22 protein-coding genes are annotated in these 22,426 nt (G+C 42.3%); 12 read left to right on the top strand and 10 right to left on the bottom strand.

The features are described from left to right. Positions 1-23 precede the first annotated feature (23 nt). A complete protein-coding gene (asnS, locus tag ICL16_RS21460; RefSeq protein WP_190831805.1) occupies positions 24-1,415 on the bottom strand; it encodes an asparagine--tRNA ligase in 1,392 nt (463 codons plus the stop codon). A gap of 1 nt (position 1,416) precedes the next feature. Next, a complete protein-coding gene (locus ICL16_RS21455; RefSeq protein WP_190831802.1) occupies positions 1,417-1,779 on the bottom strand; it encodes a sll0565 family protein in 363 nt (120 codons plus the stop codon). A 63-nt stretch (positions 1,780-1,842) separates the two neighbouring features. Here ICL16_RS21455 and ICL16_RS21450 point away from each other — a divergent pair, with 63 nt between their 5' ends. Further along, positions 1,843-2,142, top strand: coding sequence for a DUF6439 family protein (locus ICL16_RS21450; protein WP_190831800.1), 300 nt, complete (start codon positions 1,843-1,845; stop codon positions 2,140-2,142). 79 nt (positions 2,143-2,221) lie between these two features. Here ICL16_RS21450 and ICL16_RS21445 read toward each other — a convergent pair whose 3' ends face one another. Both ICL16_RS21445 and rlmD read right to left on the bottom strand, forming a co-directional pair. Continuing rightward, on the bottom strand, positions 2,222-2,686 hold the full coding sequence (locus ICL16_RS21445; RefSeq protein ID WP_190831798.1) for an ATP-binding protein: 465 nt from the start codon (positions 2,684-2,686) through the stop codon (positions 2,222-2,224). Between the two features lie 396 nt (positions 2,687-3,082). Further along, complete coding sequence (rlmD, locus tag ICL16_RS21440) at positions 3,083-4,477, bottom strand: 23S rRNA (uracil(1939)-C(5))-methyltransferase RlmD (RefSeq protein ID WP_190831781.1); 1,395 nt, start codon at positions 4,475-4,477, stop codon at positions 3,083-3,085. A 93-nt stretch (positions 4,478-4,570) separates the two neighbouring features. Between rlmD and ICL16_RS21435 the strand changes: the two genes are divergently transcribed. From ICL16_RS21435 to purF, 7 genes are all read left to right on the top strand, one after another. After that, entirely contained in the window at positions 4,571-5,056 is a 486-nt protein-coding gene (locus ICL16_RS21435; RefSeq protein WP_190831779.1) for an allophycocyanin subunit alpha-B, read from the top strand. 714 nt (positions 5,057-5,770) lie between these two features. Beyond that, positions 5,771-6,061: a nucleotidyltransferase family protein gene (locus ICL16_RS21430; RefSeq protein WP_190831777.1), complete on the top strand. Its 291-nt coding sequence runs from the start codon at positions 5,771-5,773 to the stop codon at positions 6,059-6,061. 6 nt (positions 6,062-6,067) lie between these two features. Next, positions 6,068-6,394 carry a HepT-like ribonuclease domain-containing protein gene (locus ICL16_RS21425; RefSeq protein ID WP_337907105.1) on the top strand — a complete coding sequence of 109 codons (327 nt, stop codon included), beginning with the start codon at positions 6,068-6,070 and terminating at the stop codon, positions 6,392-6,394. Between the two features lie 84 nt (positions 6,395-6,478). After that, the gene (locus ICL16_RS21420; protein WP_190831775.1) at positions 6,479-6,832 is read left to right on the top strand and encodes a hypothetical protein; all 354 of its coding nucleotides are present in this window, start codon (positions 6,479-6,481) and stop codon (positions 6,830-6,832) included. Then, positions 6,819-7,130 carry a type II toxin-antitoxin system death-on-curing family toxin gene (locus tag ICL16_RS21415; RefSeq protein WP_238360891.1) on the top strand — a complete coding sequence of 104 codons (312 nt, stop codon included), beginning with the start codon at positions 6,819-6,821 and terminating at the stop codon, positions 7,128-7,130. The genes ICL16_RS21420 and ICL16_RS21415 overlap by 14 nt, the downstream gene beginning before the upstream one ends. Positions 7,131-7,253: 123 nt before the next feature. Next, positions 7,254-9,743, top strand: coding sequence for a phosphoribosylformylglycinamidine synthase subunit PurL (gene purL / locus ICL16_RS21410; protein ID WP_190831773.1), 2,490 nt, complete (start codon positions 7,254-7,256; stop codon positions 9,741-9,743). A 223-nt stretch (positions 9,744-9,966) separates the two neighbouring features. After that, a complete protein-coding gene (gene purF / locus ICL16_RS21405; RefSeq protein WP_420485294.1) occupies positions 9,967-11,406 on the top strand; it encodes an amidophosphoribosyltransferase in 1,440 nt (479 codons plus the stop codon). A 74-nt stretch (positions 11,407-11,480) separates the two neighbouring features. On the opposite strand, the gene ICL16_RS21400 is transcribed toward purF, so the two are convergent. The 3 genes from ICL16_RS21400 to ICL16_RS21390 all read right to left on the bottom strand — a co-directional run bounded on the left by ICL16_RS21400 (position 11,481) and on the right by ICL16_RS21390 (position 13,487). Next, a complete protein-coding gene (locus ICL16_RS21400; RefSeq protein WP_190831769.1) occupies positions 11,481-11,762 on the bottom strand; it encodes a hypothetical protein in 282 nt (93 codons plus the stop codon). Between the two features lie 69 nt (positions 11,763-11,831). Continuing rightward, positions 11,832-12,878: an ABC transporter permease gene (locus ICL16_RS21395; protein WP_190831766.1), complete on the bottom strand. Its 1,047-nt coding sequence runs from the start codon at positions 12,876-12,878 to the stop codon at positions 11,832-11,834. 90 nt (positions 12,879-12,968) lie between these two features. Further along, positions 12,969-13,487, bottom strand: coding sequence for an adenine phosphoribosyltransferase (locus tag ICL16_RS21390; protein ID WP_190831764.1), 519 nt, complete (start codon positions 13,485-13,487; stop codon positions 12,969-12,971). A gap of 423 nt (positions 13,488-13,910) precedes the next feature. Between ICL16_RS21390 and ICL16_RS21385 the strand changes: the two genes are divergently transcribed. Continuing rightward, positions 13,911-14,537 (top strand): DUF3038 domain-containing protein, encoded by a 627-nt coding sequence (locus tag ICL16_RS21385; RefSeq protein ID WP_190831762.1) that lies wholly within the window; start codon positions 13,911-13,913, stop codon positions 14,535-14,537. After that, complete coding sequence (locus ICL16_RS21380) at positions 14,534-15,979, top strand: DUF4335 domain-containing protein (protein WP_190831760.1); 1,446 nt, start codon at positions 14,534-14,536, stop codon at positions 15,977-15,979. Before ICL16_RS21385 ends, ICL16_RS21380 begins: the two co-directional genes overlap by 4 nt. A gap of 56 nt (positions 15,980-16,035) precedes the next feature. Here ICL16_RS21380 and ICL16_RS21375 read toward each other — a convergent pair whose 3' ends face one another. After that, complete coding sequence (locus ICL16_RS21375) at positions 16,036-18,312, bottom strand: transglycosylase domain-containing protein (RefSeq protein WP_190831758.1); 2,277 nt, start codon at positions 18,310-18,312, stop codon at positions 16,036-16,038. Between the two features lie 430 nt (positions 18,313-18,742). Between ICL16_RS21375 and ICL16_RS21370 the strand changes: the two genes are divergently transcribed. Continuing rightward, the gene (locus ICL16_RS21370) at positions 18,743-19,708 is read left to right on the top strand and encodes a hypothetical protein (RefSeq protein WP_190831749.1); all 966 of its coding nucleotides are present in this window, start codon (positions 18,743-18,745) and stop codon (positions 19,706-19,708) included. A gap of 76 nt (positions 19,709-19,784) precedes the next feature. Here ICL16_RS21370 and lspA read toward each other — a convergent pair whose 3' ends face one another. Continuing rightward, positions 19,785-20,255: a signal peptidase II gene (gene lspA / locus ICL16_RS21365; RefSeq protein ID WP_190832643.1), complete on the bottom strand. Its 471-nt coding sequence runs from the start codon at positions 20,253-20,255 to the stop codon at positions 19,785-19,787. 33 nt (positions 20,256-20,288) lie between these two features. Further along, the gene (locus tag ICL16_RS21360; protein WP_190831747.1) at positions 20,289-20,876 is read right to left on the bottom strand and encodes a biotin transporter BioY; all 588 of its coding nucleotides are present in this window, start codon (positions 20,874-20,876) and stop codon (positions 20,289-20,291) included. A gap of 334 nt (positions 20,877-21,210) precedes the next feature. On the opposite strand from ICL16_RS21360, the gene pstS reads away from it, so the two are divergent. Further along, positions 21,211-22,386, top strand: coding sequence for a phosphate ABC transporter substrate-binding protein PstS (gene pstS, locus ICL16_RS21355; RefSeq protein ID WP_190831744.1), 1,176 nt, complete (start codon positions 21,211-21,213; stop codon positions 22,384-22,386). The last annotated feature ends 40 nt before the right edge of the window (positions 22,387-22,426 follow it).

Here is a 22,426-nt window from a genome sequence, read left to right as displayed (position 1 = left end):
CGCCCCGCCGGGGCGTCTCTACATTAAAATTCGGCATTTTGTGGTGTACGTGGGAAGGGAATTACATCCCGAATATTTCCCATCCCCGTCATAAATTGCACGAGTCTTTCAAATCCCAACCCAAAACCAGCATGGGGAACAGTGCCATAACGGCGCAAATCTAGATACCACCACAAATCTTCGGGCTTCATCCCTTGAGCTTTGATTCGATTTGACAAAACTTCCAAACGTTCTTCCCGCTGGGAACCACCGATAATTTCGCCAATTTTCGGTGCAAGTACATCCATCGCTCGGACGGTTTTTTCATCATCGTTCAGGCGCATGTAAAAGGCTTTGATTTGCGCTGGGTAATCTGTGAGGATAACTGGCTTTTTGAACAGTTGTTCCGCTAGATAACGCTCATGCTCTGACTGTAAATCTAAGCCCCAATTCACCGGATATTCAAACTGCACATCGGCTTTTTCTAAAAGCGAAATTGCTTCTGTATAAGTTAAGCGCTGGAATTCATTATTAATAATGTTATCTGCTGTTTCCAGCACTGTGTGATCAATCCGTTGATTGAAAAATTCCATATCTTCTGGACAAGTTTCCAAAACATGTTTGAAAACGTGTTTGAGAAACGCCTCTGCTAAATCCATGTCGCCTTCTAAATCGCAAAAAGCCATTTCTGGCTCAACCATCCAGAATTCTGCTAAGTGACGGGAGGTGTTGGAATTTTCTGCCCGGAATGTCGGACCAAAAGTATAAACGTTACTAAACGCCATCGCCATGACTTCGGCTTCTAATTGACCACTAACTGTTAGATAGGTCGGTTTGCCAAAAAAGTCTTGACTATAATCTACTGTATTATTTTCTGTGTGGGGAACATCTTTGAGATTTAAACTAGTGACACTGAAAAGTTCACCTGCACCTTCACAGTCACTGGCAGTGATGATCGGAGTATGTACCCACAAAAAGCCTCTGGTTTGGAAAAATTCATGAATTGCTGTTGCACATGCGTTTCTGACTCGGAAAACTGCACCAAAGGAATTTGTGCGCGATCGCAAATGACCTATAGTACGTAAAAATTCAAAGGAATGGCGTTTTTTTTGCAAAGGATAAGTGTCTGGGTCGGCTTCTCCGTAAATTTTAACTGTCTGTGCCTTTAACTCAATCCTTTGTCCTTTGCCAACAGATGGTAACAAGACTCCTACTACTTCTAAAGAAGAACCTGTATTCAATTGTTTCAAAAACTGATCATAGTCTGGCAAATCTTGATTAAGTACCACTTGCAAATTAGCCAGCGATGAGCCGTCATTAACTTCTATAAAAGCAAATCCTTTCAACTCGCGTTTTGTGCGAACCCAGCCTTGAACCTTCAATGACTCATCAGGTTGACCATTTCGCAATACTTCTGCAATCCTTCGACTTACCATACTATCCAACAAAAGACTTTAATATCCAGCCTATGATAACGCCCAATCCACCAAAGCGGACAGCTTGCCAAAAAGGTTTTTTCAAATTACCCCAAGAAAATAATTGGCTTTCTAAGTTAATTTCCAGTATTGACAACTGCTGTTGAATCTGTTTTAACTCCGCCTTCATTTCTGGGGATAGGTATTTATGTTTATTCAGTTGAATGCTGGCTTGTTTTAATTTTTCCTGTTGAGCTTTGTCTGCTTGAACTTGGGTGTAGCGTTCTCTCAATGCAACAATCGCACCCTCTACTTCAATTAATTCGCGCTCAAAATCCTGATTATCTTCATCCGGTGACTCGAATGATTTTTTCCGCTGCTTCATTTACTGTTAGTTAGATTAAAATTAGACGTGAGTACCAATAGCCAATGTCTAGGCGTTACGTCCATGACTCAATCAACCCAGCTACCTAACACCAGTCAACTGAGTGAATTTAGTACTTTGGAACTAGCCCAAGCTGTGATGGAGAGACTGAGTATTTCCCCTCACGATTGGCATCGCCTCAAGTCTAACCGCAAAGTTCGTGCTAGTGAACAAGCAGCAGCTGCACTTGTATTTCTTCTTAAAGATGAACCACTTGAAGCGTTACAAAGACTTCAACAGGCAAATGGTTGGTTAGATCGTTCAATTTCTGCACCACCTTGCCCTACACATGGGAAGAAGGAAACAGAGGGAGATGAGGAGTAGGGAAGACAGGGAGTGGGGGAGACAGGGAGAGTTTAAATTTATCATCTCCTCTACCCCCCTACTCCCCAACACTACTTCTTCACCGCAGCAGCGGTATCCGTGGTCGAGGGATTTCTAGTTGTTTACAAAGTCTTAACTCTGTTCCTTTCCTATTCCATTGAACTTGATCAAAAATATGGTATAGAATACATAAGCCACGACCGCTTTCTGCCTCATCTGGTGGTAAATACTCTTCGGGATCGCTTTCGTTCTCAACCTCACTTGTGGATGAGGGACAAAAGCCAGATCCTTGGTCTGATATTATCCACCAATACTGATTATCTATTAAGGAAAAACGAACTACAACTCTTTTACTAGGATCAAGATTATTACCGTGTTTAGCAGCATTAACTAGGGCTTCTTGAAGTCCTAATCTCAGTTCTGCTTGCATTTTTTCGGGAATTTCTGCCAATAGCAAATCTAGAATTGGACAGAGATACAGAGTGGAGGCAAAACTTATTGTGCCCCAATTACGTCCTACTGGACGAAGCGAGATAGTAATCACAATATTAACCCCATAGCTTCCAGAGTTCGCTAGACATCAGTTTGTCGTCACAGGCACCCTGAGCAGAATTGAGGTGGTCATGTTGCCCTTCAAACTTGCGTCATCACAACTTTGTATTGAAAATGCTGGGGAGCATCGGCTCTATCAACAAAATTGGATTGCTTACATATGGGACGACAAATGCAAATTTGCCGAAATAGTAAGCAACTAATAAGATGCTTTCATGACAAAAGAGTACTTTCATACTCTTTAATCTGTGAATAATGCACTTTTGGCAACCCAATTAGTTTTTTGAGCAGCCCATGCAATTTCTATATTTTTACACAAGTGGAGACTATGTTTTTATCTCTATTACATCTTAGCATTTTTATTATTTCCTAGACTACTATTTTTTAATTAGAGTTTTTTAGAGGACTTACTACCCTCATATAACTGTGATAGCACAATAAAGGCAACTGCTTCCACATGAGCAGTTTGAGGAAAAAAATCAGCTGGCTGTATACGGGTAATACTGTATACTCCATCTTGACAAAGTAATTTTAAGTCACGAGCTAGAGTGGTTGCTTTACAACTAACGTAAACTATACGCGGCGGTTTTTTTTGTAATAAAGTTTCCATCACAATGTTCGCGCATCCCTTACGTGGCGGATCTAGTAAAACAACATCTGGGGTTATATCCATTGATGGCAGTAATTTTTCTACCGTGCCTGTAATGAAAGTTACGTTATTAATGTTATTAATTCGAGCATTTAAAATTGCTTGTTCCACCGCCTCTGGTTGCACTTCAAACCCGATCGCCTGATTAACATGTTTCGCCAATGGTAAAGTTAATGTCCCTATACCACAATAGGCATCAAGTAACACCGACGATGCTTGCAGATTCAGTTCTGACTTAATAATTTGTAACAAAGCCTCTGCTGTCTCTGTATACACCTGAAAAAAAGTATCAGGTAGCACATGAAATTCCAGTCCGGCAAATTGTTCTCGTAAATAAGGAGTTCCGGCAATACAGCGGGTTTCGGAACCAAAAATGGCATTAGTGCGATCACCATTACGGTTTAACGACACCCCCACCAACTGAGGATAGCGTTTTAACCATTCGAGCGCTTGGTCTTTAATTCCCGGTAAACTCCAATCCTTCACCACCAAAGTTAGCAATATTTCCCCAGTGCGCCTACCAATACGTAAACCAAGATGGCGTATCACTCCAGTATGACGCTGTTCATTGTAAAGAAGCCAACCTCGCTTTTCAATGTCCTGTTTAACTTCTAAAAGTAGAGGATTGAAGCGAGCATCTTGCACTGGGCATTGATTCAAATTAACTAATTGGTGGCTACCTTTTTGATAATAACCAGCTTGAACATGTCCAGTGTGAGATATACTTAGAGGATAGGTAGCTTTATTGCGATAACCTAAAGATTCACCACCAACCAACACCGGATCTACAGGAGGTTGCGCAAAACCACCGATACGTTCTAAAGCTTGAATGACTTGATTGCGTTTAGCGACGAGTTGATACTCATAACTAATATGTTGCCACTGACAACCACCACACTTGTCAGCTACAATACAACTAGGTCGAATACGGTGACTAGACGGTTGCAACAACTGTTTCAGTTTACCGTAGGCGTAATTGGGTTTGACATGTACCAAACGGACAAGAACGCGATCGCCCGTCACTGTATCTGGTACAAATACTACCCGATCCTGCCAACGTCCCACACCATCCCCTGTATCGCTTAAGTCTGTAATTTCAACTTCTATTAATTCACCTTGTTGCCAATTTTCCATAATCGTTTAACTAATAACTACTTCCCCTGTCTTCACTTGTGTCCTCAAGACTAGTTAAACTAGCTAATAATAATTCATTTAATTGGAATAATCATGACTGTAGTAAGCCAAGTTATTCTCCAAGCCGACGACGAACTGCGTTACCCCAGCAGTGGCGAACTCAAAAATATCAAAGACTTTTTGCAAACAGGTACACAACGAGTAAGAATTGCTTCTACCCTTGCTGAAAATGAAAAAAAGATAGTTCAAGAAGCCACTAAACAGCTTTGGCAAAAGCGTCCCGACTTTATTGCGCCTGGGGGCAATGCTTACGGAGAACGTCAACGTGCTTTATGCATCCGTGATTTTGGTTGGTACTTACGCCTAATTACTTATGGCGTACTTGCCGGCGACAAAGAGCCAATTGAAAAAATTGGTTTAATCGGTGTGCGGGAAATGTACAACTCCTTAGGCGTTCCTGTTCCTGGAATGGTAGAAGCTATCAATTGTTTGAAAAAAGCTTCTCTTGATTTACTCAGTGCGGAAGACGCTGTTGAAGCATCTCCCTACTTTGATTACATTATTCAATCAATGTCATAAACCAGTGTAGGCTCGACTCTTTGGTGAGTCAGTTGTACACATCATCAGCACTCAATCAGAATAATTGTTTTAATCTGATTATAACTTCCCCAACGGCAGTCGCCTACGGAGGGAAACCCCTTCGGGTTCGCCAGATGCCTACGGAGGGAAACCCTCCTGCAGCACTGGTTTCACCTCCTGCAGCGCTGCCTCCACCAGGTAGTGGCTGAGGCAGAATCTCTGTCAAGTTACCAACAGGTGGTGGGGAAATTTTGTTGATACCCCATACTCACACAAACAAAAAACCGACGCACCTCTTGAAGGTTGTCGGCTTATTAGTGTGTTCCCTATTAATGACTCGGCTAGAGTTCAGTTATGCTTATTATTGCTTTGACCCTAGCTGTAGGACTAGGATCTTAATCATGTATATATGTGATTGTTATCACAACAAGTTTCAACAACTGCTGTATTTGCAAAAATAGGTTCTGCTCAGGGAATACCTATGCACATTATGTTTCTATTGTCTGTAACTTAAATTACAAATAGTCTTGACAAATTTATATATACAATGATGGACAAAGACACTTGTGTAAAGAAACTTTTTGAGTTGCTCTATTTTCTTTATTCAGCTTTTTAAAGAAAATTCAGGAAACTTTTGACTTTTGACTTTTGACTTCGCCCCTTGGGCGTGACAGTCCTAGCTAAAATAGCTATGACCACATTGGGTGTAAAATCATGAATATTTACGAGCTTTTGCAAACAAAGCGAGAAGATATCTTGCTCACTGCAGCAAAATACGGGGCATACAACCTTCGGATATTTGGCTCTGTGGCACGCAAAGAGGCAGATGCAAACAGTGATGTAGATTTTTTAGTAGAAATGGAGCCAGGGCGTAGCTTGTTTGATCTTGGTGGATTGCTGATGGAATTGCAAGAGTTACTGGGTTGTGATGTAGATGTAGTGACTGAAAAGGGATTGCGATCGCGCATTCGAGAGCGTGTTTTAAACGAGGCAGTTCCTTTATGAGAGACGATCGCGAGAAACTGCGTTAATATTATAGAAGCAATTGAGCGGATAGAAAAGTACGCAGTTCAAGGAAAGCAAAGCTTTGAAGAAAATGAACTGTTTCAAACTTGGTTTATCCAGCATCTACAAATTATCGGTGAAGCGTCTCGTGTCTTGTCTGCTGATATCAGGGAGCAACATCCCGAAGTACCTTGGTCGCAAATGATTGGAATGCGCAACATTTTGACTCACAATTACTTTGAGATTGACCTAGAAGTAGTGTGGTCTGTTGTAGAGCATAATTTGCCTTCCCTGAAGCGCCAAATTGAAATTATCTTACAACAACTATCCTAATTGTTAACGGTGATCGCCTATAGCAAGCCCTCATCGGCTACGATAAACTAGACATAGGACAAGAAATCTAGCTAGCGGGTAAAGATGGAATTAAAAGAAAAACATAGTATCTTACTTGAACAAGCAGAAAACTATTTACGTCAGTTGTCTAGTGAAAGATTGGAAGTAGCACTTGCTTTTTTGGCTTACCAGCAAGGAAGAGAGGCAAAAGAGGTAACAGAAGAACTATTGACAATTCCTGGTTTTGCAGCATCCTACCACGAAGCTGTACAACCTAACGGACAGGAACAAGCAACTCTCTCGAGCCAAAATAACCAAGCTAGCACCCCAGAGGAAAATAGCTCACCTGTGATTGCCGAAGATGAGGAAGTATGGCAAGCTTATTTAGCAGTAGAACAAAAATGGGAAGAGGTTTTTCGTCGCCTTGCAGACTCCTAGATTTCTTTGTATTGACCAAGTGTTAGCTATTCATCAACGTCAGATTAAAAAATTTGGCGGCACTGTAGGTGTGAGAGAGGAAGGCTTACTAGATTCAGCAATAGCTCAACCTCAAGCTACTTTTGGGGGTGAACTGTTACATTCGACAATTCACGAACAAGCGGCAGCTTACCTATTTCACTTAGCGATGAACCATCCTTTTGTGGATGGCAACAAGCGTACTGCTTTTGCTGTTATGCTTACTTTTTTTGGAGTTAAACGGTTACAGTTTCAAAATATCTCAAGAGCAAGCTTATAACTTGGTGATTCAAGTAGTTGAGCGAAAAATGTCCAAAGAAGAATTATCGGCATTTTTAGAAATGCATCTACAGAGTAGATAAATCGCTACAATAGTCCTCTGTAACCTTGGTGCATTACTTCCATGACTGTCACCACCCAATCTCCCTTTTCTCCTGAAGAAATTGCCATTGAAGGTATTAAGCCAGAAGAATATGAAGAAATCGTCCGGCGACTAGGACGACATCCAAACATTGCTGAACTGGGAATGTTTGGGGTAATGTGGTCAGAGCATTGCTGCTATAAAAATTCCCGTCCTTTATTAAAACAGTTTCCCACAACAGGAAAGCGCATTCTTGTCGGACCAGGTGAAAATGCTGGTGTTGTAGACTTAGATGATGGATTGCGACTAGCATTTAAGATTGAATCTCACAATCACCCAAGTGCGATCGAACCTTTCCAAGGAGCTGCCACGGGAGTAGGAGGAATTCTCCGAGATATCTTTACAATGGGTGCGCGTCCTATTGCTATATTAAACTCCCTCCGTTTCGGTTCCCTAGAAGATGCTAAAACCCAAAGGCTTTTTAGTGGTGTGGTAGCGGGGATCTCCCATTACGGTAATTGTGTCGGAGTGCCTACTGTTGGCGGTGAAGTCTACTTTGACAAAGCTTATTCCGAAAATCCCCTAGTTAATGTGATGGCGCTGGGATTGATGGAAACACCAGAAATAGTTAAATCTGGTGCATCTGGCATAGGCAACCCAGTGCTGTATGTTGGTTCCACTACTGGAAGGGATGGGATGGGAGGCGCAAGTTTTGCTAGTGCAGAACTCAGCGATGAATCAATAGACTCGCGCCCAGCCGTACAAGTGGGCGATCCTTTTTTAGAAAAGTCGTTAATTGAAGCTTGTCTTGAAGCATTTAAAACGGGTGCAGTTGTCGCCGCCCAGGATATGGGCGCTGCTGGTATCACCTGTTCTACTTCCGAAATGGCAGCAAAAGGTGGCGTGGGAATTGAACTTGATTTGGACAAAATTCCTGTGCGGGAAACAGGAATGGTTCCCTATGAATACCTGCTGAGTGAATCTCAAGAAAGAATGCTGTTTGTAGCACAAAAGGGACGCGAGCAAGAATTAATCGACATTTTTCACCGTTGGGGACTACAAGCTGTTGTCGCAGGGACAGTAATTGCTGAACCCGTAGTGCGAATTTGGTTTCAAGGTGAAGTAGCTGCCTCCATCCCGGCTGAAGCTTTGGCAGAAAATACGCCGCTATATCACCGGGAATTGTTGTCAGAACCACCTGAATATGCCCGTAAAGCTTGGGAATGGACTCCTGATTCTTTGCCTGCTTGTACAGTTGCTGGCATTGAAATTCAAGGAAGAGAGCAAAGTTGGAATGATATTTTGTTGACTTTACTAGATATTCCCACCATTGCTTCTAAAAAATGGGTTTATCGCCAGTATGACCATCAGGTACAGAATAACACGGTGATGCTGCCTGGTGGGGCGGATGCGGCAGTGGTGAGGTTGAAACCCCCCCAACCCCCCCTTGATAAGGGGGGGCAGTCAGATTCCTCTCAACCCCCCCGAACATCGGGGGGGCACTCAGATTCCTCCCAACCCCCCCGAACATCGGGGGGGCAAGGGGGGGTTCAACAACGTGGGGTTGCTGCTACTGTTGACTGCAATCCTCGTTATGTTTATCTTGATCCCTATGAAGGAGCCAAGGCAGTAGTGGCGGAAGCTGCCCGCAATCTTAGCTGTGTGGGAGCGGAACCAATAGCCGTAACTGATAACTTAAATTTTGGTAGTCCGGAAAAACCTGTTGGTTACTGGCAATTAGCAGAAGCTTGTCGCGGTTTGGCTGTTGGTTGTCGAGAATTGGCAACTCCAGTAACAGGTGGAAACGTATCCCTTTACAACGAAACTCTTGACTCAAATGGCAATCCACAACCAATCTACCCAACCCCAGTGGTTGGTATGGTAGGGTTAATTCCCGATTTAACCAAAATTTGTGGGCAAGCTTGGCGAACGGTGGGCGATTTAATTTACCTTCTGGGATTGCCTTTAGAATCCAAAAACCAAAATCCGCAAGGAGCCAAGGAACGAGCCAAAATCACATTGGGCGGTTCGGAATATCTCGCTACTATCCACGGTGTTGTTGCTGGAGCGCCTCCACAGGTAGATTTTGACTTAGAACGCCGTGTGCAGCAAGTTTGCCGCGAGGGTATTCGTCGCGGTTGGGTAAGCTCGGCTCATGATTGTGCTGAGGGAGGATTAGCTGTGGCTCTGGCAGAGTGTTGTATTGGTGCCAAACTCGGTGCTCAAATCAAGTTGGAGTTGCCTGCAAATAATCTACCTACCTTGAGGTGGGATGAAGTGTTGTTTGGTGAAGGGGGGGCGAGAATTTTAGTCTCTGTGCCGTTAGTACAACAAGAAGTTTGGGAATCCTACTTACGAGAGAATCACAGAACAGATTGGCAAAAATTAGGTATGGTAGGGAATTCCGAAATGGGTTTGCGGGTTTTAACAGCTGATAATCACAGTTTAGTTAAAGTTAGCATTGAGGATATAAGCGATCGCTACTCAAATGCGATCCCAAGACGGTTACAAGAACAATCTAGTCTCATTTAATGATGTGCCGCTCAAACAGTATTGTTGCTCTCTTTAAAGCATTATTGCGATACTGTTGTAAAAGGATGGTTAAAAATTTATTAAGATTTCCTATACTATCCATTAATAAAAGACGCGATTTATCGCGTCTCTACTTGATACTCTCATCAGGAGCACAGCCAGCATGATTCTTAACAATTCCGCCGACACCGAGTATGAAGACTATCAACAGGCTAATAACCCTATGAATAGTGAGGAACGCCCTGACAAACCAGAAGAAGCTTGTGGTGTTTTCGGCATCTACGCTCCAGGAGAAGATGTTGCCAAGCTTGCCTACTTCGGATTGTACGCTCTTCAGCACAGAGGTCAAGAATCAGCAGGCATTGCTACATTTGAGGGTGAAAAAGTACATCTGCACAAAAACATGGGATTGGTATCCCAAGTTTTTAATGAATCAATTTTAGACAAGTTGTCTGGTAACATTGCCATTGGTCATACTCGCTACTCAACTACAGGTTCTAGCCGCAAACGTAATGCTCAGCCTGCTCTTGTCGAAACTCGCTTGGGAAAAGTAGCTTTAGCACATAATGGTAATTTAGTCAATACAATGCAATTGCGCTCGGAATTGCTTAAGGACAACTGTAACTTAGTCACAAGCACAGATTCAGAAATGATAGCTTTGGCGATCGCTCAAGAAATCAAAGCAGGTGCAGAGTGGCTAGAAAGCTGTATTCGAGCATTTCACCGTTGCTCCGGAGCCTTTAGTTTAGTAATTGGTACTGCCAATGGGATCATGGGAGCTAGAGATCCTAATGGCATTCGCCCACTGGTAATTGGCACATTGGGTAACAATCCTGTTCGTTATGTTCTTGCTTCTGAAACTTGTGGTTTAGATATCATTGGTGCAGAATACCTGCGAGATGTAGAACCAGGAGAATTAGTTTGGATTACAGAAGAAGGTTTGGCTTCTTTCCATTGGAGTCAACAGCCCCAACGTAAGCTCTGTATTTTTGAAATGATTTACTTTGCCCGCCCTGATAGCGTGATGCATGACGAAAGCTTGTACAGCTACCGAATGCGGTTAGGGCGGCGACTGGCTGAAGAATCTCCTGTAGATGCTGATATTGTTTTTGGTGTTCCTGATTCTGGTATTCCCGCTGCAATTGGCTTTTCACAAAGTTCTGGAATTCCCTACGTTGAAGGTTTAATTAAAAATCGCTATGTCGGGCGTACTTTTATCCAACCGACACAATCAATGCGCGAGACTGGTATCCGCATGAAACTGAACCCTCTGAAAGACGTATTATACGGAAAAAGAGTGGTAATTGTTGATGACTCCATTGTTCGCGGTACAACCAGTCGTAAACTTGTAAAAGCCTTATATGAAGCAGGTGCGCTGGAAGTACACATGCGTATTTCTTCTCCTCCAGTTACTCACCCCTGCTTCTACGGTATTGATACCGATAGTCAAGACCAGTTGATTGCTGCGACAAAATCAGTAGAAGATATTGCCAAGCAACTTGAGGTTGATTCTCTTGCTTATCTCAGTTGGCAAGGAATGGTGGAAGCCACGCGAGAAGATCCGCAAAGTTTTTGTACAGCTTGTTTCACTGGAGATTATCCCATTTCTATTCCTGAACAAGTCAAACGTTCTAAATTGATGTTGGAGGGAGCAACAGTTTAGGGAATTGGGCAATGGGCAATTCTCTCGTTCCAAGTCTCTGACTTGGAATGCAATATGATGAGATGCCTTTACTGTTATTGCCCATATACTAAAAATTCAATTTTTGGTAACAATGGGTCAGTAACAATACCGACGCCATCAAATCCCCAGCGTTTGAGCAAACCACCTAATTGAGAACCACCAAGAGATTCTACTGCAAAGCGATTAGCTAAGTCACCTGCGTGAGTGTTGAGGTAGCTTAAAGCATCAAAGTCTTCGCGAAACAGTAACAAGTATTTCGTTGCATCATCAGGGTGAGGACGAGCCGTGAGATAATCACCGTTAGTTTTGGAACGAATTAGGTAGTGTTGGGACATAGTTTTGATTATGTTTGCTAATGGCTAATTGTTAATTGTCTTTGTTTGCTGTTAGCAATTAGCCATTGGCTAGTTCAGATTTTCCAAGCGAATCCGAGGATCGGCGGCTTTAAGCATTAAATCTGCTACTAAATTACCAATAATTAGCAGTACAGCACTCATTACCAAACTTGCCAAAACTAAGTACTCATCTTTAGCTAACACTGCTTGATAAGTTAATCTTCCCAAACCAGGCCAGTTGAAGAAAAATTCAGCAATGAATGCACCGCCTAATAAACTAGCTAATTCAAAACCTAGTAGGGTAATGAGAGGATTGATGGCGTTGCGTAGAGCATGAACGTAGATGACACGATTTTCTGGCAATCCTTTAGCACGAGCTGTTTGAATGTAATCTTGGCGCAAGACATCTAACAATTCACCCCGCGTAATTCGTTGCAAGCCAGCAAAGCTTGTAATGCTCAAAGCGATGGTGGGCAAAATCATGTGCCATGCAATATCAATAATTTTACCAAACCACGTTAATTCTGAGTGATTGATGCTAGTCATGCCACCTACCGGGAAGATTGGTGAGGTGATTTGAGCAAAGATTAGCAACAATAAAGCGGTGATAAAACTGGGAAATCCTTGTCCGGCATAGCTAACCACCTGCAAAATTCTATCAGTTGCACGATTTTGCTTGACGGCAGCAACAATACCTAAGGGGATAGCGATCGCCCATGTCACTACTAATGAAGCGATCGCCAACAGCAACGTTGCTGGTATTCTCTCCCACAATAGGGATGCTACAGATCGTTGGTAAATAAAACTTGTCCCAAAATCTCCTCTAGTAATAATGCGCCATAGCCACAACCCGTACTGTATATGCCAAGGTTGATCTAAACCAAACTGCCGTTTGAGTTCATCAATTCTTTCTGGTGATATTTTCGGGTTTTGCCGCAGCGTATCTACATAATCTCCTGGAGCCAGTTTCATGATAAAAAACGACAACGCCGACGCCAACAAGATAGTTAACAGCGCCTGCAATAGCCGCTTTACTACATAAATAAAAGTTTCACTCGTGACTAGCCCAATGAGCCAATCCCGACTTGTTTCCACGGAAATTTTACTAGAGGTCATTTGTATGATTGTACGAGTGTCCTTTGTACGAGTGTCCTTTGTCCTTTGTCTAAAACCAATGACCAATGACAAATGACAAATAACTAGTGATTAATATTCTACAAGAGAAACAATTGGTACGTCCGGAAGATTTTTCCGCCCATTTAAATCTCGTAATTCGATGATAAACCCGAAGCCGACAAGTTGGCAGCCTATTTTTTGTACTAGTTTTGCCGTTGCTGCTGCCGTACCACCTGTAGCAATGAGATCATCTACAATCAAAACTCGACTACCTACTTGCAAAGCATCCTGATGAACTTCCAAACAATCCGTACCATATTCTAAAGCGTATTCAATTGAGTGAACTGCCGCTGGTAGTTTACCTGGCTTGCGGACAGGAATAAAACCGCTCTCTAGTTGATAAGCTAATAAAGAGCCAAAAATGAAACCTCGTGACTCCATTCCTACCACATATTCTGCCTTCAAATCTGCTTCTATAATTCTTTGTGTGAATAAGTCAATGCAGTAGCGCAATCCTTGGGGATCGCTTAGTAGGGTAGTGATATCCCGAAATAAAATTCCCGGTTTGGGAAAATCAGGAATGTCACGAATCAGAGACTTTAAATCCATATCAGAAATTTTACGTAATAAATGCAACAAGTGAGGGGATCTAGGCATTTACCCCCAAACATCTTACACCAAAATGTCCTATTGTTGGGAGTAGCACTCTTATACGTATTTATTCATTGACGATTATGAGAATTTACACCAAGCTAGGGATGTAGGGACACTATTAATTGCTGTGAGACAAATAATTCTTGAAGAAATTTTATTTTAGTATACGGAAATCTTTGAAGAGAAAGAGTAAGTAATGTATATATCAAGGCAGCACCGCTGCGCGTTCGTCAAAAGTCACGCATTCAAATGTTTTCAGCTTTTGCGTCATTTTGAATGGCAGCTTTATTTCCGCGCTCGATGTACTAGTTTAATAGTCTAGTTTACTATCTAAAATAAGTTTTACGAAGTCTGTTGCAACCACACAAGGTATTTATAATGAATGTTTCCGCTAGTTTACCGCAGTTTAACAGTCCAACTCCCCAGTCTGTGCCCATGATTTTGGACACTTTACCAGATCCAGCAATTGAAGGACAGACATGTCCTCGTAAAACCCGGTTGCAAATTGACCTAATTCTACTGGCAATTGAAGCATTAGAACTTGGTGGCTCTGAAGCTATTTTGGCATTTGCTGAAGAGTTAGATCTCAAAGGAATTATTAAAAACAGGGTAAATTTGTGGCGAATGCGTAGTACTAACCCTCTAAGAAGAGCTCACATCCGCCGCCCTCTATCTATTACTGAAGCAAAAGCTTTAGTTGTGATTGCTTGCTACTTGTCCCGGAGGTTAACAGTTGTAATTCGTCAGATGTTGATGATATATCAACAAATGAGCGAAAAACAAATACCTGTGGATGCGAATTTACGGCTATCTAATTATCTAGAGCGCTTTCGAGCGCATTTTAGAAGCCGCATGAATCCGCGTCGTACTGGTGTGATGGCATTCAATTCTGATGATAAATTAGATGAACTAGCTATAAGTTTGTTGGGAAAATTACTATTTTGTACTGGTACAGCAGGAATGCAGCGCTTTTGGATTAGTCTTTTTGATGGTGAAGTCGAATGAATATTCAACGTAAGTATAGTTTACCTAATTGTACGCTAAGATTAGAAGGTTTAAGTGATGCCTCAAGGGCTGCACACTTTCAAGAACTGCGTCCGGAACTATCTATATTAGTAAATGCTGAATGCTATTTGTCTGGATTAAGTCAGCCATTGGCTGGAGGAAGGGAATTTTTTGAAAGTCTGGTAAGAGCAGTTAGTGCTTATGCTCAAGAATTTTTGAGTAATGTGGCGAATCCTCTGGCGCACAACTCAGAGTCGGCTTTGGTGCATTTAGAAAAAATTAACAGCAACCAACACAGATTGACTGTCCATTCAGATGTTGCACCAATTGGTGTAGATTCTCATCAAGCTCAAGTTCAATCTCCCATTCAAATCGATTTAAATACGGTACAGTTGTTTGATTTAGTGGAAGCAGTGGATCAGTTTTTCGCTGACACTCAAACGTTACCAGAATTGTCACTACAAATCCAACCAGTGGCAAAACGTCATGGCGGGGCTAGTCAAGCTTTGATTAAACAGGCTCTACCAGCATCAGTGGGAGTGTCGAGTTTGGCAGCGGCGGCTCTGGCTTTTGGCTTGATTCCCATTCCTGAAGTAAGTCCACCACAACCCAGTACACAAAATCAAGACAAATCCACCACTCAAAGTATAAATAATTCTCAACCTGGAGCAACTACCACACCTAGCGCGAATGAAAAGATTGCGCCAACTCCCTCTTTTACCCCAAGTACTACTGCACCTACTGTAGTCAAAGATTTAGAAGCACTTTTAAAAACAGTTCCGGAAATTACTGATGCTTCCCAGTTACGTGCGCTCAACCGCCAAGTTTACAACCAAATTAATCCCGCTTGGAATAATCGTTCTGCATTGAATGAGGATTTGGCATACCGTGTGGGTGTGGCAGGAGATGGTGCGATTGTTGGATATAAAGCAATCAATTCCAAGGCAAATGATTTAGTAGATAATACTCCCTTACCTACCCTGCTTTATAATCCGGCTAAACGCCCTGCCATTAATAATGAACCAATTGCTCAATTTAGAGTTGTTTTCAATAAACAAGGTGTGTTGGAGGTTAGCCCTTGGCGCGGTTACACTAAGACGCCAGATGTTGTAGGAGAAAAAATTACTGATCCCAATACAGTCCAAGACTTAAATAAAAAGCTTTATGATAGTCTACGGCAAAATTGGAGTAGTAGTGCTAAATTTGGGCGAGATTTAAAGTACCGGGTGGCGGTGAATAAAGATGGTACGATCGCTGACTATGAACCACTTAACCAAGTTGCTTTTGACTATTTTCGGGAAACACCTTTGCCGAAAATTTTCCAATCTGTTTACGGTTCTAATGTCGCTGCACCTAATACTAAACAACCTCTGGCTCACTTCCAAGTAGTATTCAAGCCGAATGGGGTACTGGAAGTTAACCCTTGGCAGGGATATCGGTAAGAATGCTAATTGTTAATGGCTAATTGTACAATTAACAATTAGCCATTGGCCATTTCTTACTTCACCACTTTCCCCATAAAATTTCCCCACAATTGCGCAGCTTGAGCGCTGCTACCTGAGGTTGGAGAGTTGTTATCATTGCCTAGCCAAACCCCAGTCACTATTCGCCGATTGGGAATGAAGCCAATGAACCATAAGTCAACGTTTTTATCTGTTGTGCCAGTTTTACCAGATACCGATATCTCACCAATAGCTGCACTGCGCCCTGTGCCTTCTGTTACTACTCCACGTAGTAAACTACTCATAGTATTTGCTACTTCGGTACGTAGTACTCGTCTGTTTGCTCCTGGATCTTGATCAAAGGAATAAATGACGCGACAAGTTTTAAAGTCTTTAGGAACGCGACAATCACTGCTGTCTAGTATCCGGCTAATTGCGTGAGGTCGATTCCATACTCCGTTGTTACTAATACTACCAAAAGCACCAGTCATTTCTGTAACATTAACTACACTTTGACCTAATACCAAACCAGGGACTGGATCAAGAGGTGATCTCACTCCTAAGCGTTTTGCCATTTCTACTACTTTATCTAGCCCTATTTGTTGGGCAACTCGCAATGCAATTGGGTTTTCTGATAAAGCCAAGCCTCTAGCAATACTCATCCCACTTACGCCTGTACGACAAGGTTTGTAGGTAAAGCCTCGCCATCGTAAAGAAGAACACGAATAAGTTGTATTTGGTGAAATTCCTTGTTCAAGAGCCGCAGTGTAAGCGAAGACTTTAAAAGTAGAGCCTGGTTGTCTTTTCGCTTGAACAGTACGATTGAACTGACTGGTTGTAAAGTCGGTTCCACCCACCATAGCTAGAATACCACCGGTACTTGAATCAAGGGTAACGACGGCGCCAGAAGAATAACCAAAATTATTTCCTCTTGCCTGCTTAATTGAATTGCGCAAAGCAGCTTCAGCCTGCGCTTGAATAGCTGGATCTAGCTGAGTTTCAATGATAAAGTTACCTTCTGTTGCCAGTTCTTTTCCGAGAATAGTTTCCAGTTCTTGGTAGACGTAACTGTAAAAATACGGTGCAATTGTCTTATTTTCTCTTTCACAGACTTTGGCGCTGAAGTCAATGGGCGATCGCCTACTGCGGTTATAATCTTCTAGCTTAATTTTGCCCATTTCCAACATCCGCTTAAGTACACGATTGCGGTATTCTATTGTTCTAAGTTTATTTTCGCTATCTGTACCACAATAATCGAAGCCATTGGGTGCTGGTAAAATTGCCACTAAAGTTGCTGCTTCCGACAAAGTTAGTTCCCGTGCCGATTTATCAAAGTAAAACTTAGCTGCATCTTCAAAACCCGCAGTGTCTCTACCTAAAAACACCCGATTTAAGTAAGTTAGCAAAATTTCATCTTTGCTGTAGAACATTTCTAACTTCAAAGCTACAACCGCTTCTCGGAATTTTCTTCCCAAAGAATCCTGGCTACCAACATAACTACGGAATAAACTGCGCGCAACTTGTTGAGTGACAGTGCTAGCTCCTTGCTGTACATCACCACTCCTAGTATTAATAAACACCGCTCGTAAAATTCCCAACGGATCTACGCCAAAATGCCAGTAATAACGACTATCTTCTGAGGCTACTACCGCTGCTGGTAAGTAAGGACCAAAGTCTTGTAACCGCTTGAGATCTTCGTGTCTAGTTAGTCGAGGTTCTCGTAAAGGCGTTACTTGATCGCGAGCTAAGATTACTGATGGTGCTCTTGTTGCTCCTGGTAGAGGTTTGACGGAAAATTTTAGTGATTCTACACCTATTGCCACAGCTATCAAGGCACTGATGCTACCTATTCCGTAAGCTGCCCAAGTTGCTGCTTTGACATAAACTGGTGGTGGATCTACATACTGTAACCGCACTGAAGCGGCAAGTTCTGGTGGTCCAAGAGTCAGGATATCACCATGACGTAATTCAAGTTTGGCAACGCGACGCTTACCTCGGTAAATGCCATTAGTAGAGTTTTCATCTTTGATGGTGAAAACAGGGGTTCGTTGAGTTGAATCCCGTGACAGTGACAGGTGAATCTGGCTGACAACTGGGTTACGAACTACGATATCACTGGATTTGGAACTGCGACCTAATATATAGCGATCGCCTAATAGGGGATATACTTCTGCTTTATCCGCCCCCGCATCCTGCACCCAAAGTTCTGGTACTCTGGCGTTTGGCTTGAGCGCTAGTTTAGAAAAATCAACCCTAGCTTGAATTGTCTGTACTGCTTGAGTTATTTGACCAAGCAATGTCTGTGGCTTTTGAGGAGGTTGGGGGGAACTCATCGGCTATTCACACCACGGCTATTACTGATAAAGGGGCGAACTGCAAACGGAGATGCTAGTATTCCACCATTGTACTCATAAGCCTACTATGACGTTAGGAGAGAGAGAACTGTTGCCAATTCTGTTCTGGCATCAATACTATATTTTTTTGTTAACTTTGCTACTTGATGCAGCCAATAATTTTGCTGATTTATAGGATATAATGGATATATTCTCCATATTAACTACTTGATCGGGAATGTTTGGTCTAGAGATTTGATTTAGTATTTTTATAAAAAACTCATTAATAAACAGAAATATTTAACTATCTTGTTTTAACACACCACTACACTTTATTCACAAAAAAACATCACTACTTAGGAAGATTTTCTAAGAGCAACTATTTGTTTTAATTGACCGAGTACTCCGTAAGGTGTTGAGGTTAAGTAATATGAAGGGATATTTAACCCTTTTCGGCACAGCCCTAACTTTGGTATTAACTAGCAACATAGCTGCTGCACAATCAACTAAGTTTTTGATTGCACAAAGTAGCAGTCAATCTTCAGATACTCCAAAGAAAGAGCGCCCAATGAGGGCAGATGTGTTGAAACTTTTGTGTGAGAATTACCCACTTAATTCTCGTTGTCAGGGTAGCGCGGCAAAGCCAAACTCTCCTAGCGGTAGTACATCTACAGATAAACCCTCTGGAACAAGTACCACCAACGACACGCCAACAACACCAGGAAACGCGCCAGCTGATGTAGGTAACCCAAGTAACCCAACAGGCACACCTCAAGATACAACCAACCCAGTCACAACTCCGCCGGGAACAACACCAGAGACAAATACAAGTCCACGGAGAAGCTCTGGTAGTGGAAGTGGCACAAGTAATACTGATACCCCAACAACACCAGGAAATGCTCCTGGTGACGTAGGTAATCCAAGTAACCCAACAGGTACACCTCCAGACACCACAAACCCAGTCACAAATCCTCCAGGAACCTCTCCAAGCATAACTGTTCCAACTGATTCTGGTACTGGTAGCGGTACTCAAAATACTTCACCTAGTGGCACAAGTAATACTGATACCCCAACAACACCAGGAAACGCGCCCAATGACGTAGGCACTCCCGGTAGCAATACAGGCAATCCTCCAGACAGCACAAATCCATCATCGAATCCACCTGGTACAGGTACTCCCAATAATACTAATCGGAGAAAATCTTCAAACCCAGACAGTGATGTTCAAAAAATGATCCCAGAAAGCGGTACTCAAAACATCACTCCTGACAGTGGAGCAACTCAATTAAACTCGCCTTCTAACTCCGTTACTCCTGGTATTAATACCGAACCTGCAACTACATCTCCAATTCAAGTTCCCAGTTCGGGTGGAACAACAAATATCCCCGCACGCTAACTTAGGCATAGTTAGTTAATAGTATTGGGCGATTGTAGGGGTGAACAGCCGTTCACTCCTACAATTTTATTTGCGCTTACCTGGGATTTGAATTAGGCGTTTTTTGGAAGGTGCCAATCAACAAACATATAATGCCTATATTAATAAACATATCGGCAAAATTAAATACAGGAAAGTTAATCAGGCGAAAATCAAGAAAATCAATAACATGGCCTAAAATAAACCGATCTAAGCCATTACCAATAGCACCACCCAATATCAAGCCGTACCCTAGTTGATCCCAAAAACTTAACAGAGGACCAAATGTTGCTAAAGCTATCAATGCCAAACTCACCGCTAAGGATAGCCAGCGCAACCACTCTACTTTACCTGATAGCAAACTAAAAGCCGCACCAGTATTAGTGACATAGGTTAGGTGAAATATTCCCGGCAAGATTGCTTGTGTCTGGTGCAAACTAAAGGTTTGCGTTACCCAGTATTTGGTGATTTGATCTAAGAAAAAAGCAACTAGGGCATTAATCCAAAAGAGGCGATTTTTTAAACGCATGGCTTCTTGAGCATGGGGCATTGTGACTATTAACTAATAAAACATTAAGTGCCGTAGCACAAATGCTATTACAGTAACAGCACAAAGCACAGCTAGTTGCCCTGGGAGTGCAAACCAGGAATATCTGAGAATTGCTTGCATTAGCGGTAAAGCTTCTGTACCTTTTAAGCGAAAAACATAGCTAAGAACTAAATAAGTAATACCGCAGAAGTGGACAGTTAACAAGCCACACAAACAACTAAATGCTAAAGTTTCCAGATATGGTCTTGCTTTGAAGGCAAAAAATCCACAAACCCAAGCTGCTGGAATAAAGCCCAGCAAATAACCAAACTGAGATAACTTAACGTAACCTATTCCTCCTCCATCAGCAAACACGGGTAATAAAGTTAAACCCATGACTAGATAGGCAATTTGCGAGAGAACTCCAGCATTCTTGCCACCTAAACATCCCACCAGTAGCACTCCACCAATTTGATAGGTGACACCTAGAGAGAAAGTATGAATTCCTTGCTTACTCCAACTTAAAGGTAGGGTGGTGACGTAGGCTTCTAAAAATGTACCACCCATAGTTAGCAGTAAGCCAATCATAGACCATAGTAATTGATTGGATGCAGCTAACATTGATCAAGCACTCATATAAAAACGAAAAATAATAGTTTTTTCCTGCTTTAACTGTGCTTTTCATTTTTAACTAATAAAACCATAAAATTACCACTGTTTTGTCATCATTTCTTGCTCATTAATATAGTACAAAGATACTAATAAATGATTTTGACTCTGAATCCACTGCTCTTTGCTCTGTAAATTTACTTTTATTAAAAAAAATTAATTTTTTTCAGATTTTCTATCGCTGAAGCGCGAGAAAACATTGAGAATTCGACCTTGTTAACCTTATCTTTACTCTTAAGGTGTATATTATAGGCAATCATTTTCAAGTTTTCAAAAGTTAACATTCATGATTCGCTCTTCTGTAACAAATCGTTCTCGCTTAACAACAGCAGTTTCAGCAATAGCACTTTCCATCAGCTTGGCTGCTTGCGGCGGCGGCGGACAAAATAATGCTGGTACAAATGAGGCATCTCCAGGAGCAGCAAAAGATGCTACTGCTTCTAGCCCCGGTGGCAAGCTAGATCTTGGTGGCACTGTATCATTAACTGGTGCGGGGGCATCTTTCCCGAATCCGCTTTATCAAACTTGGTTCCAAGCTTTGAACCAGAGATATCCTAATCTGCGCATTAACTATCAATCAGTCGGTAGCGGTGCGGGTGTGGAGCAATTTACCAAAGGCACCGTAGACTTTGGTGCTAGTGACGTTGCCATGACGGATGCAGAAATTGCCAAGGTGCAACGAGGCGTAATTTTGCTACCTATGACAGCAGGTAGTATTGTGATGGCTTACAACTTACCTGGAGTAAAAGAGCTAAAGCTACCACGCGATGTTTACACTGATATTTTCTTGGGTAAAATTAAGTCTTGGGATGACCCAAGAATCGCTAAGGCTAACGCTGGGGTAACTCTTCCCAAACAACCAATTACAGTAGTTTATCGTTCGGATGGTAGTGGTACAACAGGAGTTTTTACTCAACACCTAGCCGCAGTTAGCCCAGAATGGAAAACTAAAGTAGGTAGTGGCAAAACTGTCAGTTGGCCAACAGGTGTAGGTGCTAAGGGTAATGAAAACGTTACTGCCCAAATCGCACAAACTCAAGGAGCCATTGGTTACACAGAGTACGGCTATGCTAAAAACAATAACCTGAGTTTTGCAGTTTTGCAAAATAAAGCAGGTCAGTTTGTCACAGCAGACGACGCTACGGCAGCGAAAACCCTAGAATCAGTGGCTCTGCCAGCAAACCTTCGTGCATTTATTACCGATCCAGAAGGGCAAGAGTCTTACCCAATAGTAACGTATACTTGGTTACTAGTATACAAGCAATATCCAGACCAGGCAAAGGCTAAAGCCATCGAAGCAATGGTTGAGTACGGATTGACAGAAGGACAGAAAAATGCATCACAACTAGGATATGTCCCTTTACCTCAAAGTGTAGTTCAGAAAGTAGCAGCAGCAGCTGATGCAATCAGCCCAGATTATAAGATTGCCGTAGGTGGTAGCGGTGGAACTGCTAGCAAATAGCACTCAAGATTTGGACAGATGAAAACGTGGTTCGCTCCCA

It is taken from the genome of Iningainema tapete BLCC-T55 (assembly GCF_014698965.1).
GTDB classification, from domain to species: domain Bacteria; phylum Cyanobacteriota; class Cyanobacteriia; order Cyanobacteriales; family Nostocaceae; genus Iningainema; species Iningainema tapete.
The sequence above is the reverse complement of the archived record's forward strand: the minus strand, read 5'-3'. Positions and strand labels throughout refer to the sequence as shown.

Coding starts and splice junctions, on each gene's coding strand:
- asnS (WP_190831805.1), bottom strand. CDS start 1,415: ATGGTAAGTCGAAGGATTGCAGAAGTATTGCGAAATGGTCAACCTGAT.
- ICL16_RS21455 (WP_190831802.1), bottom strand. CDS start 1,779: ATGAAGCAGCGGAAAAAATCATTCGAGTCACCGGATGAAGATAATCAG.
- ICL16_RS21450 (WP_190831800.1), top strand. CDS start 1,843: ATGACTCAATCAACCCAGCTACCTAACACCAGTCAACTGAGTGAATTT.
- rlmD (WP_190831781.1), bottom strand. CDS start 4,477: ATGGAAAATTGGCAACAAGGTGAATTAATAGAAGTTGAAATTACAGAC.
- ICL16_RS21435 (WP_190831779.1), top strand. CDS start 4,571: ATGACTGTAGTAAGCCAAGTTATTCTCCAAGCCGACGACGAACTGCGT.
- ICL16_RS21430 (WP_190831777.1), top strand. CDS start 5,771: ATGAATATTTACGAGCTTTTGCAAACAAAGCGAGAAGATATCTTGCTC.
- ICL16_RS21420 (WP_190831775.1), top strand. CDS start 6,479: ATGGAATTAAAAGAAAAACATAGTATCTTACTTGAACAAGCAGAAAAC.
- purL (WP_190831773.1), top strand. CDS start 7,254: ATGACTGTCACCACCCAATCTCCCTTTTCTCCTGAAGAAATTGCCATT.
- purF (WP_420485294.1), top strand. CDS start 9,967: ATGAATAGTGAGGAACGCCCTGACAAACCAGAAGAAGCTTGTGGTGTT.
- ICL16_RS21400 (WP_190831769.1), bottom strand. CDS start 11,762: ATGTCCCAACACTACCTAATTCGTTCCAAAACTAACGGTGATTATCTC.
- ICL16_RS21395 (WP_190831766.1), bottom strand. CDS start 12,878: ATGACCTCTAGTAAAATTTCCGTGGAAACAAGTCGGGATTGGCTCATT.
- ICL16_RS21390 (WP_190831764.1), bottom strand. CDS start 13,487: ATGGATTTAAAGTCTCTGATTCGTGACATTCCTGATTTTCCCAAACCG.
- ICL16_RS21385 (WP_190831762.1), top strand. CDS start 13,911: ATGAATGTTTCCGCTAGTTTACCGCAGTTTAACAGTCCAACTCCCCAG.
- ICL16_RS21380 (WP_190831760.1), top strand. CDS start 14,534: ATGAATATTCAACGTAAGTATAGTTTACCTAATTGTACGCTAAGATTA.
- ICL16_RS21375 (WP_190831758.1), bottom strand. CDS start 18,312: ATGAGTTCCCCCCAACCTCCTCAAAAGCCACAGACATTGCTTGGTCAA.
- ICL16_RS21370 (WP_190831749.1), top strand. CDS start 18,743: ATGAAGGGATATTTAACCCTTTTCGGCACAGCCCTAACTTTGGTATTA.
- lspA (WP_190832643.1), bottom strand. CDS start 20,255: ATGCGTTTAAAAAATCGCCTCTTTTGGATTAATGCCCTAGTTGCTTTT.
- ICL16_RS21360 (WP_190831747.1), bottom strand. CDS start 20,876: ATGTTAGCTGCATCCAATCAATTACTATGGTCTATGATTGGCTTACTG.
- pstS (WP_190831744.1), top strand. CDS start 21,211: ATGATTCGCTCTTCTGTAACAAATCGTTCTCGCTTAACAACAGCAGTT.